Here is a 15,965-nt window from a genome sequence, read left to right on the forward strand (position 1 = left end):
AGCCGCGCCCCCCAGGCTAGAACCCGGGGGGCGCGGCAGGTATTCCGGGGCCGAAGTGGCGCCCGGTCAGCTCTCGGTGCGCGGATCCTCGGAGGTGTCCGGCTTCTTCTCCGTGGAGACGGTGCCGGGCGCCGCCGTCACGGAGCCGTTGGCCGGGGCCAGCTCGCGCGGCGAGAGCACCGGCGGGCGGGTCGAGGGCGTACGACGCGAGGAGCCGGTCCACGCCGGGCGGGCCGGGCGCTTGACCACGTGCTTGAAGAGTTCGGCGATCTCCTCCTTGTTGAGCGTCTCCTTCTCCAGGAGCGTCAACACGAGGTTGTCGAGCACATCGCGGTTCTCGACCAGGATCTCCCACGCCTCGTTGTGCGCGGTCTCGATCAGCTTCTTGACTTCCTCGTCGACCAGCGCGGCGACCTCTTCCGAGTAGTCGCGCTGGTGACCCATCTCACGTCCCAGGAACGGCTCGGAGTTGTCCGTGCCGAACTTGATCGCGCCGAGCCGCTCGGTCATGCCGTACTGCGTGACCATCGCGCGGGCCGTCGCGGTCGCCTTCTCGATGTCGTTCGCGGCGCCCGTGGTCGGGTCGTGGAAGACCAACTCCTCCGCGGCGCGGCCGCCCAGCATGTACGCGAGCTGGTCGAGCATCTCGTTGCGGGTGGTGGAGTACTTGTCCTCGTCGGGCAGGACCATGGTGTAGCCCAGAGCCCGGCCGCGGGACAGGATCGTGATCTTGTGCACCGGGTCGGAGTTCGGCGAAGCCGCCGCGACCAGGGCGTGTCCGCCCTCGTGGTACGCGGTGATCTTCTTCTCCTTCTCGGACATGATCCGGGTCCGCTTCTGCGGTCCGGCCACGACGCGGTCGATCGCCTCGTCCAGGAAGTGGTTGTTGATCAGCTTCTCGTCGCTCCGGGCCGTCAACAGCGCGGCCTCGTTGAGGACGTTGGACAGATCGGCACCGGTGAAGCCGGGGGTGCGCTTGGCGACGGCCGAGAGGTCGACGTCCGGCGCGACCGGCTTGCCCTTCTGGTGGACCTTGAGGATCTCCAGCCGGCCCTGCAGGTCCGGACGGTCGACGGCGATCTGCCGGTCGAAACGGCCGGGGCGCAGCAGCGCCGGGTCGAGGATGTCCGGGCGGTTCGTGGCGGCGATCAGGATCACGCCGCCCTTCACGTCGAAGCCGTCCATCTCGACGAGGAGCTGGTTCAGCGTCTGCTCGCGCTCGTCGTGACCACCGCCGAGGCCCGCACCGCGGTGCCGGCCGACGGCGTCGATCTCGTCGACGAAGACGATCGCCGGGGCGTTCGCCTTGGCCTGCTCGAAGAGGTCGCGGACCCGGGAGGCACCGACACCGACGAACATCTCGACGAAGTCGGAGCCGGAGATCGAGTAGAACGGCACGCCCGCCTCGCCCGCGACGGCACGCGCGAGCAGCGTCTTACCCGTACCGGGCGGGCCGTAGAGCAGCACACCCTTGGGAATCTTGGCGCCGACGGCCTGGAACTTCGCCGGCTCCTGGAGGAACTCCTTGATCTCGTGGAGCTCCTCGACGGCCTCATCGGCACCCGCGACGTCCACGAAGGTCGTCTTCGGAGTGTCCTTGGTGATCAGCTTCGCCTTCGACTTGCCGAAGTTCATCACCCGGGAGCCGCCGCCCTGCATCTGATTCATCAGGAACAGGAAGACGACCACGATGAGCACGAAAGGCAGCAGTGACAGCAGCACGCCGACGAACGGGTTCTGCTTCGACGGCGAGACGGTGTAGCCGTCCTTGATCTCGCCGGTCTGGTACTTGGCCTGCAGGTTCTTCGCCAGGTCAACGCCCTGGTCGCCGATGTAGCTGGCCTGGATCTTGTTGGAACCGGAGATCTTGTAGTCGCCGGTCAGCTCGATCTTGATCTTGTTCTCGTCGCCGGTCGTCAGCTCGGCGGACTTCACCTTGTTGTCAGCGATCGCCTTGACGACCTGACCGGTGTCCACCGTTTTGTAGCCGCCGGACGAGCCGACGACCTGCATCAACACGACCACGGCGAGGACGGCCAGCACGATCCACATGACTGGCCCACGGAAGTATCGCTTCACGTCCATCCACACGGAGCCGCCTAAGGCCCCGTCCCTCCTGCCACAGTGAGGCACAACGCCCTCGGGAGGGCTGGTCGTGCGTACGGTGTCGTATTACTCGCCCGAAAACAGATTGCCTTCGGACGGTACCCCAGCATTGTCACCCGGCGCCTGCGCCGACAGTGAACAACGAAGCCGGGGATTCCCCTCTCCCTGCTCCAACGGCGGGGAACCCCGAAGGGTTCCCGCCGGACGACAGGGGCCATCCGAGCGCTCGTCCGGCACGGTGACCGGCGAGCGCGGGACGCTCTCAGCCGCCGTACACGTGGGGCGAGAGGGTACCGACGAACGGCAGATTGCGGTACTTCTCCGCAAAGTCCAGGCCATAGCCCACGACGAACTCGTTCGGGATGTCGAAGCCGATCCACTTCACGTCGATGGCGACCTTGGCCGCGTCGGGCTTGCGCAGCAGCGTGCACACCTCCAGCGAGGCGGGCTCGCGCGAGCCGAGGTTGGACAGCAGCCAGGACAGCGTCAGCCCCGAGTCGATGATGTCCTCGACGATCAGGACGTGCCTGCCCTTGATGTCGGTGTCCAGGTCCTTCAGAATGCGGACCACGCCGGAGGACTGGGTGCCCGCGCCGTAGGAGGACACGGCCATCCAGTCCATCGTGACGGGGGTGGACAGCGCACGCGCCAGGTCCGCCATCACCATCACCGCGCCCTTGAGGACGCCGACGATGAGCAGGTCCTTGCCCGCGTACTCCGCGTCGATCTTCGCAGCCAGCTCGGCCAGCTTGGCGTCGATCTCTTCCTTAGTGATGAGCACCGACTGAAGGTCGGCGCCCATGTCCTTGTCGTCCACCCGTGCCACTCTCGCTCGGTTCGGTATGCAGATCTGCCGCGTGAGCTCACGCGGCGGGAACCGGTCGCGAGATCACAAGGCAGGGCTCGATCTCCTGCGGCTCAGCCCTGCCGAATGACCAGTCTGCCACCCTGCCGTCGCACACCCACCCGCCCGGGGAGGTGGATGGCGCCCTGCCCCCGCCAAGCCGTGATCAGCCGGTCGACTTCCTCGATGTGCCGGGCGAAGAGCGAACCGGCCGGCGAACCGGCCGCGATGACCGCCCGGCGCAGCACCCGGCGGCGCACCGCGGCGGGCAGCGCGAAGAGCCCGGCGACGTCGAGGGCGCCGGCCTCGTCGAGCACCGCGGCCTCGGCCTCGGCGGCCCAGCCGTCCAGCGCGTCGGCGTCGTCGCGGGAGAGCTGGGCGGTCCGCGCCAGGGCCTCGACGACCCCCTTGCCGAGGCACTTCTCCAGGGCGGGCAGCCCCTCGTGCCGCAGTCGTGAACGGGTGTAGGCGGGGTCGGTGTTGTGGGGGTCGTCCCAGACGGGCAGCGCCTGGATGAGGCATGCCGTACGGGCGGTCTGCCGGTCGACGTCCAGGAACGGGCGGCGGTAGCGGCCATCGGTCCCGGTGGTCGCGGCCATCCCGGAGAGCGAGCGGATCCCGGAGCCGCGGGCCAGCCCCAACAGGACGGTCTCCGCCTGGTCGTCGCGGGTGTGGCCGAGGAGGACCGCGCTGGCGCCGTGGCGGTCGGCGGCGGCGTCCAGGGCGGCGTAGCGGGCGTCCCGGGCGGCCGCCTCGGGGCCGCCCGTCCGGCCCACCTGGACGCCGACGACGTCGACGGGGTCCAGCTTGAGGGCACGCAGTCGCAGGGCGACCTCGGCGGCACGGAGGTCGGAGCCCTCCTGGAGGCCGTGATCGATCGTCACGCCCCCGGCGCGGACGGCCAGTTTCGGGGCTTCGAAGGCGAGGGCGGAGGCCAGCGCCATGGAATCGGCGCCGCCGGAGCAGGCGACGAGCACGAGCGGCGCCTCGGGCCGGTCCTGCGCGCAGTGGTGGTTGAGCACGTCGTGGAGTACGCGGCGGACCGCCAGGCGTATCGCGGCGACCGCTGGATGGGGACCCATGTCCGTTTCCAATCATTCAGGCTGGGGGACGAGCCTCGGGCCGTGGACGGCACTTCGTCACACAGAGTGCCTAGATGGTGACAGAGGCGAGCAGTTCCCCGAGCATTGCACGCCTATCCATCGGTCACGGTCCCTCAGACGGGTGATTGAAGGGGCGCTCTTCTGCCGCACGGCGTGCCCAGCTCGCGCCGTGCGCTTACGGTGCCCCGTCCGCCTTCCGGTGCACCCGCGCGACCCAGTCCGCCGGTTTGGCGATCTCCTGTTTGGTGGGGAGGGTGTTCGGCGACGTCCAGATGCGGTTGAAGCCGTCCATGCCGACCTCCTCCACGACCGAGCGCACGAAACGCTCGCCGTCACGGTACTGCCGCAGCTTGGCATCCAGTCCCAGCAGCCTCCGCAGCGCCTGGTCCAGCCGGCCCGCGCCGCTGGCCCGCCGCTTCTGGAACTTCTCCCGGATCTCCGCCACCGAGGGCACCACCTCCGGCCCCACCCCGTCCATGACGAAGTCGGCGTGCCCCTCCAGCAGCGACATCACGGCCGTCAGCCGGCCGAGGATCTCCCGCTGCGCGGGCGTCTGCACCAGGTCCACCAGCGACCTGCTCTCGTCGCCCTCCTCGCCCTCCGGCTTGGCGCCGGCCAGCGACTGGGCGGCCTCCCGCAGCCGCTCCAGCAGCGTCCCCGGGTCGATGTCGGTCTCCGCGAGGAAGGACTGGATCTCCCCCTCGATGTGGTCCCGCAGCCACGGCACGGCGCTGAACTGGGTCCGGTGGGTCTCCTCGTGCAGGCAGACCCACAGCCGGAAGTCGTGCGGCGCCACGTCGAGTTCGCGCTCCACGTGGACGATGTTCGGCGCCACCAGCAGCAGCCGGCCGCCCTGCGTCCCGGCCGGCAGACTGCGCGAGGCCGGGGCGAACGTCTCGTACTGCCCCAGCACCCGCGAGGCCAGGAACGACAGCAGCATGCCCAGCTCGACGCCGGTGACCTTGCCGCCGACCGCGCCGAGCACCGCGCCACCGGGCGTCGAGGACCGCCGGTCCTCCATCTTGGCGAGCAGTGGCTTCAGCACCGCCCGGAACCCGGCGACGTTGGCCCGGATCCAGCCGGGCCGGTCCACCACCAGGACCGGGGTGTCGTGCGGGGACGGCTCGGCCGTGGCCGCATCGCCGTCCGGCGCCGCCTCCACCCCCGGCGGGGCCATCCGGGTGAAGCCGCGGACGTGCGCCTCGGACGACTTGGCGTGCTGGCGTAGCTCGGCGACGATCGCCCGCGCCTCGTCCCGGCTGACGTCCGGCCCCGGCCGCACGAAGCGGGTCGCGGTCGCCACCGCGAGGTTCCAGTCGACCATCTCGGTTCCACCGATGCTCGTCATGGGTTCACCGTACGGGGGTGGGGGGCTGCGGGGTAGCCGGTCGCCTGCGGCGGGCGGCGTCTCCACGTTGTGGAGTGCTTCCCACGTTGTCGGCCGTCCCGCCGTGGTGGTTGCTGTCATTGCGCCTGCGGCGCGGAGCCGCTGCGCGGGGCTGTCGGGGGCGGTGACGGGTGGAACTGGGTTAGCGGCAGCCGCAGTTGGCGAGGGTGGAGGCCATGCGGTCCAGGGCCTTCTGGGCGGATGGGGGGTCGGTGGTGCCGGTGGTCATGAAGGCGAAGGCCAGGAGGCGGCCGTCGGCGTCGACGACGGTGCCGGCGAGGGTGTTGACGCCGGTGAGGGTGCCGGTCTTGGCGCGTACGGTGCCGGCGCCGGCGGTGTCGCCGACGTAGCGGCCGCTGAGCGTGCCGGTGAAGGCGGCCACCGGGAGGCCGGTGGCGACGGAGCGGAGCTCGGGCTTGGCGGGGGCGGCGGCGAGCAGCAGGAGGTGGGAGAGGAGGTTCGCGGAGACCTTGTCGTCGCGGTTCAGGCCGCTGCCGTCCTCGAAGACCGCGCCGGCGAGCGGGAGGTGCTGGGCGGCCAGCGCGTTGCGCACCGCCCTGGCCGCGCCGTCGAAGCTGGCCGGCTGGTGCGCGCCGAGCGCGGCCTGGCGGGCCAGCGCCTCGGCGATGTCGTTGTCGCTGTAGGTCAGCATCCGCTCGACGAGGGCGGAGAGCGGGAGGGAGTGGACGGTGGCGATCCGGCCGGCGTTCTTGGGGGCGCGGGCCTCCTCGGGGTCGCCGCTGACGGTGATGCCGCGCTCCTTGAGGAGGCCAGCGAAGGCGTGGGCGGCGTCGGCGGCCGGGTCGGTGGAGCGCGGCGCGGGGCCGTGGTCGCTGTCGTCGAGGCGGGCCTCGTCGGTCATCAGGGCGGTGACCGGGGCGATGTTCTCGTTGGGGCCGATGGGGTGCTGGACGGGGCCCGCGTAGGCGCCGGCGTCGTAGCCGAGGCCGACGGTGGTGAGCTTGCGCTGCTTGAGGGCGCGGGCGGTGGCGTCGGCGAGGTCGCGCAGGCTGGCCGGCCGCTCGCCGGGGCCGGGGCGGGACGGCCGGGCGGTGAGGGTCGGGTCGCCGCCGCCGACCAGGACGATCCGGTCCTTGTCGGCCAACACCACGCCGGTGTCGATGCGGTGCTCGGCGCCGCGCAGCGAGAGCGCGGCCACCGCGGTGGCCAGCTTGACCGTCGAGGCGGGGGTGGCCAGGGCGTCCGGCTGCTCGCCGAAGACCTGCCGGCCGGCCGCGACGTCCACGACGGACGCGCTCCGCAGCGGGCCCAGCGCCGGGTCCGTCAGCAACGGCGCCAGCGCGTCGGCCAGCCCGCCGTCGGTGGGCACCGGCGCCGCGCCGCGGCCCACCGCGCCCCGCGCCGGCCCGCCGAGCGCGGTCAGCACGGCCGGCGCGCTGGGCGCCGGCCCGGGCGCCCGGCCGTCATCGTGATGCTCGCCACCTGTTGCCGGACCGAGGGCCGCGGCCGCCCGCTCGGCCGTACGCTGACCGGAGTCCCACGGCCCGGCCGCCGCCACCGCGACGACCGCGACCGCCAGACCGGTGGCAGCGGACACCGCGGTCAACTGCCAGGTCTGCCGCGTGTGCCGCGGTGCGGCCAGCCACGCCCGCCGGGCGGCGTTCGACGTCGCGTGCGCGGTGCGCTGTGCGGACCGCGCCGCGCTGCGCGTGCGGCCCCCGGCCCGGCGTGCCGCCAGCCGCGCGGAACGCTGCGCCGATTGCCATCTGACCTGCCACATTCGGGTCTCGGGCACTTCGGACCAGCCCCTTTCGCCACCACGCACCTGCGTGGGGGACACTTAATCATCAGACGTATGTGTTGATCATGGAGGAGCCACCCGTGGAGTTCGACGTCACCATCGAGATCCCGAAGGGTTCGCGGAACAAGTACGAGGTGGACCACGAGACCGGTCGGATCCGCCTGGACCGTCGACTCTTCACCTCGACCAGCTACCCGGCCGACTACGGCTTCGTCGAGGACACCCTCGGCGAGGACGGCGACCCGTTGGACGCGCTGGTCATCCTGGACGAGCCGACCTTCCCCGGCTGCCTCATCAAGTGCCGCGCCATCGGCATGTTCCGCATGACGGACGAGGCCGGCGGCGACGACAAGTTGCTGTGCGTCCCCGCCTCGGACCCGCGCGTCGAGCACCTCCGCGACATCCACCACGTCTCGGAGTTCGACCGCCTGGAGATCCAGCACTTCTTCGAGGTCTACAAGGACCTGGAGCCCGGCAAGTCCGTCGAGGGCGCCAACTGGGTCGGCCGGACCGACGCCGAGGCCGAGATCGAGCGCTCCTACAAGCGCTTCGAGGCGCAGGGCGGGCACTGACCCGACCGGAGCCGATCCGGCGGGTGTGCGGGGTTCTCCGAAAGCCCCGCGCGCCCGCGGGCGCGCTCTGATTTTCGTACGCGAACGGGCGGCCCCCATCTGGGGGCCGCCCGTCGTGCGTGTCGCGGGTCGGGTCAGAACCCTCGGGTCCGTTTGGCCGCGCGGCGCCCGCCGGCCGCCTCGGTGATCCCGGGCGCCCGCAGGAACAGCCGGGCGACCTCGCCACCGAGGTTGACCCCGACGGCGATCGCCAGCGCCAGCGAGGCGGCCTTGATCAGCGACGAGAAGCCCTCCAGCAGGTTGCCCTGGGCGAAATTGAGCAGCCCGAAGTAGGTCGCGCTACCGGGGAGCAGCGGCCCGATCGCCGCGGTCACGTAGGGCAGCGCCGAGGCGTAGCGGTATCGGGAGAGCAACTGGCCGAAGAGGCCGACGAGTCCGGCGGCGATGGCGGTGGAGGGCACCGCGTTGAAGCCGGCCCGGAAGGTCAGCACCCCGTACACCACCCATGCGACCCCGCCGTTTATGGTCGCGAACGCCACGGTGTGGCGCTCCTGTTGGAGCAGCACGCAGAACGCCAGCGCCAGCAGCATCGACGCCATGATCTGCACCACCGGCTCGTTGTAGACCTGCAACGCCTGCTGCGGGTGGAGCCGTTGAAGGCCGGGGTCGGCCTGGAGCCCTACGTAGAGCACGGACAGCACGCCGACGACGATGCCGACGATCAGGTAGCCGACCTCCAACAGTCGCGCGGAGGCGGTGATGTAGTAGCCGGTCAGCCCGTCCTGGACGCTGGCGACCAGCGCCCGTCCCGGGATCAGCGCGAACAGTCCACCGGTGATCACCGCGGAGAACTGCACGTTGGAGTGGGCCAGCCCGAAGGCCAGCCCGATCGCGGCCGGCGGCATCGCCGCGACCACGAACTGGTAGAACTCCGGCAGCCCGCGCGCCGACGCCAACCAGGCCAGCCGGTCGCCGAGCATCGAGCCGATCGCCGCCGCGACGAACACCAGCAGCCCACCGCCGACCAGCATGGATGCCGCGCCGGACAGCAGCCCCGAGGCCACCGTCAGCGCCCAGCTCGGATACGGGTGCCGATTGCGGCGTATCTCGGCCAGCCCGCGGTACGCCTCCTCCAGGCTGATCCCTTCCGACGTGATCTCGTCGACCAGTCGGAAGACCGCCGAGAGCCGGGTGTAGTCCACCCCGCGCCGCCGCACCGTCCGGCTGGCGGTGAGCGGATCGTCGATCAGCGACGGCTGGTACGAGATCGACAGCAGGGTGAAGGTGACGGTCGGCTCGACCCGCTCCAGCCCGTAGGCGTGCGCGACGCCGAACATCGCCGCCTCGACGTCCTCCGCGCCCTCGCCGCCGGCCAGCAGGATCTCCCCGATACGCAGCGTCAGGTCCAGGACGCGGGGGACGGCGGGGCCGCCGTCCTCCTCCTCGACGCGTTCGACGCGCTCGGGGACCGGCCGCTCGTGGATCGGCATCCGCAGCATGGTGCGCATCCGGTCCTGCCACGGCGCTTCCTTGGTGAGGCTGAGCACCGGGATGCCGTGCGGCGGCGTGAACGCCGGCAACAGCGTCTGCCCGGTGGTGCTCCCCGGCCGCGCGAACGCCGACCCCTCGGGTTCGGCCGGCGCCTCCGGCAGCAGCCCCTCCGGCAGCGCGAACTCCGAAGTGGGGTGCTCCTCCTCCGGCGGCGGTGGCAACGGAACGCCCAGCGGCGGGGTGAACGCGCTGCGCACCTCGTCCGGTTGCGGCTTGCGCTCCTCCTCCGAGGTGCCGTTGCCGTTGCTGCGTGGTGAGTCCGACGCCACGTCTCTCCGCTCCTCGTTCCTACGCCTCCTGCCGACGGGTCATGCACACGATGCCGTATCCCGGGACACCGCGCTCCCCCGGGGCCCCTCCCCCCTTTCCGGCTCCCCCGCAGAACCGCCCACCCAGGCCCCCGCAGCCATCGCCCCGCCCAAAGTCCTTCTATCGATGGACACTCGCCGAACGGCCTCCGCGTACCCCCAGACGTACGGGACATGTGGCCGGAGCGCGTACGAACTCAACGGACGGCCCGCGGGCGGGAAGTGGGCGGCGGCACACGCCGACGGTCAGCAAACCGGTCGGGCCCGCGGCCGGGAGCCGGCGGCGGCGCGGGCCGGCAGCCGGCAGACCGAGCGGGCCCAGCGGTGGAGAGTCGGCGGCGGCGCGGGCCGGAGGGGGCCCGCGAAGCGCCCGCACCCACCGGGCCGCAGGCGGACGACCAAGCCAGACAACCCGCCCACGACCCGGCGGCGGGAAAGCCGAAAAGGAAAGAAGGCCGGGCCCGCTCACTCACGGGCCCGGCGCGGCGTCACCGCTTGGCGTGCCGCCCCCGGCCCTGCGACCGTCCCGCGACCGCCGGCGACTCGGCCGCCGTGCCCGCCGGCGCCTTCTTCGCCTTGCTCCGCGCCCGCAGGAACTCGATGACCACCGGCACCACGGAGATCAGCACGATCGCCACGAGGATCAGCTCGATGTTCTTGTGCACGAACTCGACGTTGCCCAGCGCGGCGCCCAGCAGCGTCACCCCGGCCCCCCACAACGTCCCCCCGATGATGTTGAAGGTGATGAAGGAGCGGTAGTTCATGCCACTCACGCCCGCGATGATCGGCGTGAACGTCCGCACGATCGGCACGAAACGGGCCAGGATCAAGGACTTGGGGCCGTGCTTCTCGAAGAAGGCGTGCGCCTTCTCGACGTTCTCCTGCTTGAACAGCCGGGAGTCGGGCCGCTTGAAGAGCGACGGCCCGACCTTCCGCCCGAAGAGGTAGCCGGCCTGGTCACCCAGCACGGCCGCCAGCACCACCAGCACGCACACCAGCCACAGCGGCTTGTCCAGCTTGTTCGCCGTCACCATCAGCCCGGTGGTGAACAGCAGCGAGTCGCCCGGCAGGAAGAAGCCGATCAGCAGCCCGGACTCCGCGAAGACGATGAGCAGGACGCCGATCAGGCCGAAATTCGCGATCAAGAAGTCCGAGTTCAGCCACTGGGGACCGAGCGCGAGAGTATCCACGGGGTGAAGGCTCCTGGGTCGAGGGCGCCCGGCTCGCGCGGCGCGACGAGCGGAAGCAAGGGGCAGGCGCAGTGTGCGGCCCAAAGCTATCAACGCACTATGACGCGTCGTGGTTCCAGCCGGGAGCCCGGGCCCCGCACCGCCCCCGACCGCCCCGCACCGGCGTCCCACCCGACCGCCCCCGGCCGCTGGCCGCCCCCGCCGCCCCGGGTGATCCTGGCCGCAACGACAGGAAGGTACGGGCCATGGGCATCGAGGAGTACGGCGGCGGACAACTGGCGCAGTCGGACGTCCTGGTCGTGACGACCAACGACGTACCGGGTTTTCACGTGAAGCAGGTGATCGGCGAGGTCTTCGGCCTCACCGTCCGCTCCCGGCACCTCGGCAGCCAGATCGGCGCGGGCCTGAAGTCGATGATCGGCGGTGAGCTGCGCGGGCTCACCAAGACCCTCGTCCAGACCCGCAACCAGGCCATGGAGCGGCTGGTGGAACAGGCCCGCTCCCGCGGCGCCAACGCGGTCCTGATGTTCCGCTTCGACGTCACCGAGGCCGCGGACGTCGGCACGGAGGTCTGCGCCTACGGCACGGCCGTGGTCCTGGAACCGCAGGGCTGACCCCGAACGTTCCGGCCGTCACACGCTCCCGCCGCCACACCGCGCGCCGTCACGCGTTCCGCACCGCGTTCGCCAGCATCGCGTCCCGCAGGTAGACCGCCAGCCCCGGCCGGATCGCCTCGTAGGTGGCGGTGAACCGCTCGTCCGCGACGTACATCTCGCCGAGCCCGGTGTGCATCTCGTAGCTGCACTCGTAGTAGCCGCGGCCGATGAACCGCCGGTGTTCCTCGGCGACGTCCATCGCCGCCTCGGACTCCGCCGGGACGCCCCGCGCGAGCAGCCCCGCCATCTTCTGGTGGAGGGCGTCGAACTCCTCCTTCAGCCGCTGCCAGTCCTCCTTGGTGTACGCGGCGGTCCGGCGCTGCGACTCCTTGTAGGGGTCGGTGCCGCCCCAGCGCCGCTCCGCCTCCGCGGCGTGCGCGTCGGGGTCGAAGTCGCCGAAGACCTCGAACTTCTCCTCCGGGGTGAGCCGTACGTTCATCCTGCGTGCCTCCATTGCGTGTTCGACGGCGGCGGCCATCCTCCGGAGCTTCTCGATCCGCGTGCTCAGCAACTCGTGCTGGCGCCGCAGGTGTTCCTGCGGGTCCGCGCCCGGGTCGTCCAGGAGGGCCGCCACCTCGTCGAGCGGAAAGCCCAGTTCCCGGTAGAACAGGATCTGTTGGAGCCGGTCCAGGTCGGCGTCGGCATAGCGCCGGTGACCGGCGCGGCTGCGTTCGCCGGGGACCAACAGCCCGATCTCGTCGTAGTGGTGCAGGGTGCGCACCGTGACTCCGGCGACATCGGCGACCTGACCCACCAAATAACTCACTTCCGCTCCCTCGTCGGTCGTCGGTACGCGCTTCACGATGGGTCCTCACGCCGCGTGAGGTGCAAGTCCGGACGGTGAAAACCGATGAGGCGGTCGATCGGCGGGTGAGGCCCTCCGCGCATGCCCGGATTGATGGATCTGCTCACGTGTCTGGCGGGCCTCGCCCTGATCATCCTGCTGTCGGGACCACATTCGCTGTACGTCGCCTCGGTGGCCGCCCGGCGCGGCGGCCGGGGGTCCCGCAAGCGGCTGCCGGCCGGGCTGTCCGCGGCCGAGGGGCCCGGCCCGCGCGCGCTTCCACTGGACGAACCCTGGAGGCCGGCCACCCCTTATGCACCTATTGTCGGGTTCCAGGAGGTGCTTCCATGCCCGTGCACGACGTCAACGTCACCGTCATCTACTACTCGTCGACCGGCACCGTCGCCGAGTTGGCCCGACTGCTCGCCGACGCCGCCGAGCACGCGGGCGCCGACGTGCGGCTGCGCCGGGTCGCCGAACTCGCCCCGCAGTCCGCCATCGACGCCAACCCCGCCTGGGCGGCCAACGTCACCGCCACCGCGGACATCCTGGAGGCGACCCACGACGACGTGCTCTGGGCCGACGCGGTGCTGCTGGGCTCCCCCACCCGCTTCGGCAACGTGGCCTCCCAGCTCAAGCAGTTCCTGGACACCCTGGGCGGCCTCTGGCAGCAGGGCCGGCTGGCCGACAAGGTCTACAGCGGCTTCACCGCCTCCGCCACCCAGCACGGCGGCCAGGAGTCCACCCTCCTGGCGCTCTACCACACCGTCCACCACTTCGGCGGCATCCTCATCGCCCCCGGTTACACGGACCCGGCGAAGTTCACCGACGGCAATCCGTACGGCACTTCGCACGTCGGCGGCCCGGACACCGCCGTCGACGCCCCCGCCCGCACCGCCGCCCGCGTCCAGGCCGAGCGCGTGGTGAAGTTCGCCAAGGCCATCAAGGCCGGTCTGCACGCCGCGAGTTGAGAGAGGGCCGCAGCAGATGACGCTCCACAAAGGCGCCTTGGACCGCGACCGCCGGCGCACCCACCCCGTCAACCCCTTCTACGGGGAGGCCGACCCGGTCGCCGGGATGGACACCGAGCCGCCGCGGCGCACCCTCCCCGACGGCCCGCTCTCGCCGCGCGCCGCCTACCAGTTCGTCCACGACGAGCTGATGCTGGACGGCAACGCCCGGCTCAACCTCGCGACCTTCGTCACCACGTGGATGGAGCCGCAGGCCGACGTCCTGCTGGCGGAGTGCCGGGACAAGAACATGATCGACAAGGACGAGTACCCGCGCACCGCCGAACTGGAGCGGCGCTGCGTGGCGATGCTCGCCGACCTGTGGCACGCGCCCGACCCGGGCGCCGCCATCGGCTGCTCCACCACCGGCTCCAGCGAGGCGTGCATGCTGGCCGGCCTGGCCCTCAAGCGCCGTTGGGCCGCCCGCAATCGGGACCGCTATCCCGCCGCCGCCCGCCCCAACCTCGTCATGGGCGCCAACGTCCAGGTCTGCTGGGAGAAGTTCTGCAACTTCTGGGAGGTCCAGGCGCGCCAAGTCCCCATGGCGGGCGAGCGGTTCCACCTCGACGCGGAGCGGGCCGTCGCGCTCTGCGACGAGAACACCATCGGCGTCGTCGCCATCCTCGGGTCCACCTTCGACGGCTCCTACGAGCCGGTGGCGGACATCTGCGGGGCGCTCGACGCGCTTCAGGAGCGCACCGGCCTGGACATCCCGGTCCACGTGGACGGCGCGTCCGGCGCCATGATCGCCCCGTTCCTCGACCCCGACCTGGTGTGGGACTTCCGCCTGCCCCGGGTGGCCTCGATCAACACCTCCGGCCACAAGTACGGGCTGGTCTACCCCGGCGTCGGCTGGGCCCTGTGGCGCGATCAGGACGCGCTCCCCGAGGAGTTGATCTTCCGGGTCAACTATCTGGGCGGCGAGATGCCCACCTTCGCCCTCAACTTCTCCCGCCCCGGCGCCCAGGTCGCCGCCCAGTACTACACCTTCCTGCGGCTGGGCCGGGAGGGCTACCGCGCCGTCCAGCAGGCCACCCGCGACGTGGCCCGCTCACTGGCCGAACGGATCGCGGCGCTGGGCGACTTCCGGCTGCTGACCCGCGGCGACCAGTTGCCGGTCTTCGCCTTCACCACCGCCGACGGCGTCACCGCCTTCGACGTCTTCGACGTGTCCCGGCGGATGAAGGAGCACGGCTGGCTGATCCCCGCCTACGCCTTCCCGCCCGACCGCCAGGACCTCTCGGTACTGCGGGTGGTCTGCCGCAACGGCTTCTCCATGGACCTCGCCGACCTCTTCATGGCCGACCTGGAGCAACTGCTCACCGAACTCCGCCGCCAGAGCGGCCCGTTGGGCCGCCCCGCGAACATCGCCACCGCCTTCCACCACTGACGCCCCCGGGCCCCCTCAGCCCCTGAGGCCCCCGTCCGCGTCCCCCGTCGCGTACGGGTTGCGCTGCCCCTGCGCGAGCACGCCGACGAACGGCTCCCCCTCGCCCGCGAAGACGTACGCCCCGCCCTCGATCCGCTCGATCAGCCCGCGCGTCCAGGCCGCGCCGCTGTCCGAGCCGTGCACCCACATCCGCATGATCTCGCCGATGTGGCCGAGCTGTCCGGGCCCCTCCTCGGGCAGGTAGGACGAGGTGACGGTGGCCCGCCACTCCGTGAGGGCCCGCACCCGCTCCTTGAGCAGCGCCACCGCCTCGTCCCGCGGCAGATCGACCATGAAGCCGATCCCGGCGCTCATCAGGTCGGTCCTCGGGTCGCGCTGGGACAGCGCCGCGCGCAGCAGCGCGAAGTACTCCGCCTCGCCCTCGGGCGTCAGCTCGTACTCGGTGCGCGGCGGGCCGCCGGCGGTGCTGGGCGCCACGTCGTGGGCGTGCAGCAGTCCCTGCTTCGCCAGGTGCTTCAGCGCGTGGTAGATCGACCCGGGCTTGGCGTTGGACCACTCGTGCGCGCCCCAGAACTCCAGGTCGTTGCGGATCTGATAGCCGTGCGCCCGACCGTGCTGCCGCACGGCCCCCAGCACCAGCAGCCGGATCGCCGACATCGTCACCCCAATCCGGGAGCGCCTCGCGCACGCGCCCTGCCGCCAGCCTAGGCTGCCGGGCACCGGAGCCGCCGGTCACCCCTCCCGGGCCGCCCGCTCCCGGTCCACCAGCTCGAAGGCGGTCGCGCCGTCCAGGGATTCCCGGACGACGTCGGCGTGGCCCGCGTGCCGGGCGGTCTCCTCGATCAGGTGCAGCAGCAGCCAACGCATCGACTGCCGGGCGTCCTTGGGGTACCACGGGGCCTCGGGCAGCGCGAAGGTGTCGTCGAGGCTCGGCACGGAGCGGACGAACTCCTCCGTGGCGACCGCGACCTCGTCCCAGAACGCCAGCATCCCCGCGACGGTCTCGCCGTCCTGGAGCTGGAAGCTCAGGTGCCAGGTGTCCTGATCGCGCGGGATGGCGGGTTCCCGCCCCTGCGCCATCCCCACCCAGCGCTGCTCGACCTCCGCGACGTGCTTGATCAGCCCGCCCACCGACAACTCGCTGGCGCTGGGCCGCTGTCGGGACTGCTCGTCGGTCAGCCCGAGGGCCGCCCGCCGCACCCCGCCGCGCTGCGCCTCCAGGAAGGCCAGCAGCGCGCCCCGCTCGTCGCCGTGGGCCTCGGCAGGGACAAAAGTGGGCATGGGATCACCTTTCGTAGCGTC

At 71.5% G+C, this 15,965-nt stretch carries 14 protein-coding genes; 4 read left to right on the forward strand and 10 right to left on the reverse strand.

Translation table 11 applies throughout. The features are described 5' to 3' along the window. Positions 1-66: 66 nt before the first annotated feature. The 5 genes from ftsH to dacB all read right to left on the reverse strand — a co-directional run bounded on the left by ftsH (position 67) and on the right by dacB (position 7,181). The gene (ftsH, locus tag PV796_RS17510; protein WP_274914218.1) at positions 67-2,085 is read right to left on the reverse strand and encodes an ATP-dependent zinc metalloprotease FtsH; all 2,019 of its coding nucleotides are present in this window, start codon (positions 2,083-2,085) and stop codon (positions 67-69) included. A 283-nt stretch (positions 2,086-2,368) separates the two neighbouring features. Then, the gene (gene hpt / locus PV796_RS17515) at positions 2,369-2,908 is read right to left on the reverse strand and encodes a hypoxanthine phosphoribosyltransferase (RefSeq protein ID WP_274919086.1); all 540 of its coding nucleotides are present in this window, start codon (positions 2,906-2,908) and stop codon (positions 2,369-2,371) included. 116 nt (positions 2,909-3,024) lie between these two features. Continuing rightward, positions 3,025-4,032, reverse strand: coding sequence for a tRNA lysidine(34) synthetase TilS (gene tilS / locus PV796_RS17520; protein ID WP_274914219.1), 1,008 nt, complete (start codon positions 4,030-4,032; stop codon positions 3,025-3,027). 196 nt (positions 4,033-4,228) lie between these two features. Next, complete coding sequence (locus PV796_RS17525; protein WP_274914220.1) at positions 4,229-5,401, reverse strand: zinc-dependent metalloprotease; 1,173 nt, start codon at positions 5,399-5,401, stop codon at positions 4,229-4,231. Between the two features lie 181 nt (positions 5,402-5,582). Further along, complete coding sequence (gene dacB, locus PV796_RS17530; RefSeq protein WP_274919088.1) at positions 5,583-7,181, reverse strand: D-alanyl-D-alanine carboxypeptidase/D-alanyl-D-alanine endopeptidase; 1,599 nt, start codon at positions 7,179-7,181, stop codon at positions 5,583-5,585. A gap of 101 nt (positions 7,182-7,282) precedes the next feature. Here dacB and PV796_RS17535 point away from each other — a divergent pair, with 101 nt between their 5' ends. After that, positions 7,283-7,774, forward strand: a complete 492-nt coding sequence (locus tag PV796_RS17535; protein ID WP_016570635.1) for an inorganic diphosphatase — start codon at positions 7,283-7,285, stop codon at positions 7,772-7,774. A 134-nt stretch (positions 7,775-7,908) separates the two neighbouring features. Here the strand turns inward: PV796_RS17535 and PV796_RS17540 are convergent, their stop codons facing one another. Both PV796_RS17540 and PV796_RS17545 read right to left on the reverse strand, forming a co-directional pair. Then, complete coding sequence (locus tag PV796_RS17540) at positions 7,909-9,594, reverse strand: threonine/serine ThrE exporter family protein (RefSeq protein WP_274914221.1); 1,686 nt, start codon at positions 9,592-9,594, stop codon at positions 7,909-7,911. Between the two features lie 527 nt (positions 9,595-10,121). After that, positions 10,122-10,823, reverse strand: a complete 702-nt coding sequence (locus tag PV796_RS17545) for a DedA family protein (protein ID WP_274914222.1) — start codon at positions 10,821-10,823, stop codon at positions 10,122-10,124. Positions 10,824-11,068: 245 nt separating this feature from the next. On the opposite strand from PV796_RS17545, the gene PV796_RS17550 reads away from it, so the two are divergent. Beyond that, positions 11,069-11,437: a YbjQ family protein gene (locus tag PV796_RS17550; protein ID WP_274914223.1), complete on the forward strand. Its 369-nt coding sequence runs from the start codon at positions 11,069-11,071 to the stop codon at positions 11,435-11,437. Positions 11,438-11,486: 49 nt separating this feature from the next. Here PV796_RS17550 and PV796_RS17555 read toward each other — a convergent pair whose 3' ends face one another. Further along, on the reverse strand, positions 11,487-12,245 hold the full coding sequence (locus PV796_RS17555) for a MerR family transcriptional regulator (RefSeq protein WP_274914224.1): 759 nt from the start codon (positions 12,243-12,245) through the stop codon (positions 11,487-11,489). Between the two features lie 365 nt (positions 12,246-12,610). Here PV796_RS17555 and wrbA point away from each other — a divergent pair, with 365 nt between their 5' ends. After that, complete coding sequence (wrbA, locus tag PV796_RS17560; protein ID WP_274914225.1) at positions 12,611-13,234, forward strand: NAD(P)H:quinone oxidoreductase; 624 nt, start codon at positions 12,611-12,613, stop codon at positions 13,232-13,234. Between the two features lie 16 nt (positions 13,235-13,250). Then, the gene (locus PV796_RS17565) at positions 13,251-14,663 is read left to right on the forward strand and encodes a glutamate decarboxylase (RefSeq protein ID WP_274914226.1); all 1,413 of its coding nucleotides are present in this window, start codon (positions 13,251-13,253) and stop codon (positions 14,661-14,663) included. Between the two features lie 15 nt (positions 14,664-14,678). Here the strand turns inward: PV796_RS17565 and PV796_RS17570 are convergent, their stop codons facing one another. Together PV796_RS17570 and PV796_RS17575 are read right to left on the reverse strand one after the other, a co-directional pair. Continuing rightward, positions 14,679-15,320 carry a PadR family transcriptional regulator gene (locus PV796_RS17570; protein WP_274914227.1) on the reverse strand — a complete coding sequence of 214 codons (642 nt, stop codon included), beginning with the start codon at positions 15,318-15,320 and terminating at the stop codon, positions 14,679-14,681. Positions 15,321-15,395: 75 nt separating this feature from the next. Next, a complete protein-coding gene (locus PV796_RS17575) occupies positions 15,396-15,944 on the reverse strand; it encodes a DinB family protein (RefSeq protein WP_274914228.1) in 549 nt (182 codons plus the stop codon). Positions 15,945-15,965: the final 21 nt, after the last annotated feature.

Origin of the sequence: Streptomyces sp. WZ-12 (genome assembly GCF_028898845.1) — a bacterium.
Classification (GTDB): Bacteria; Actinomycetota; Actinomycetes; order Streptomycetales; family Streptomycetaceae; genus Streptomyces.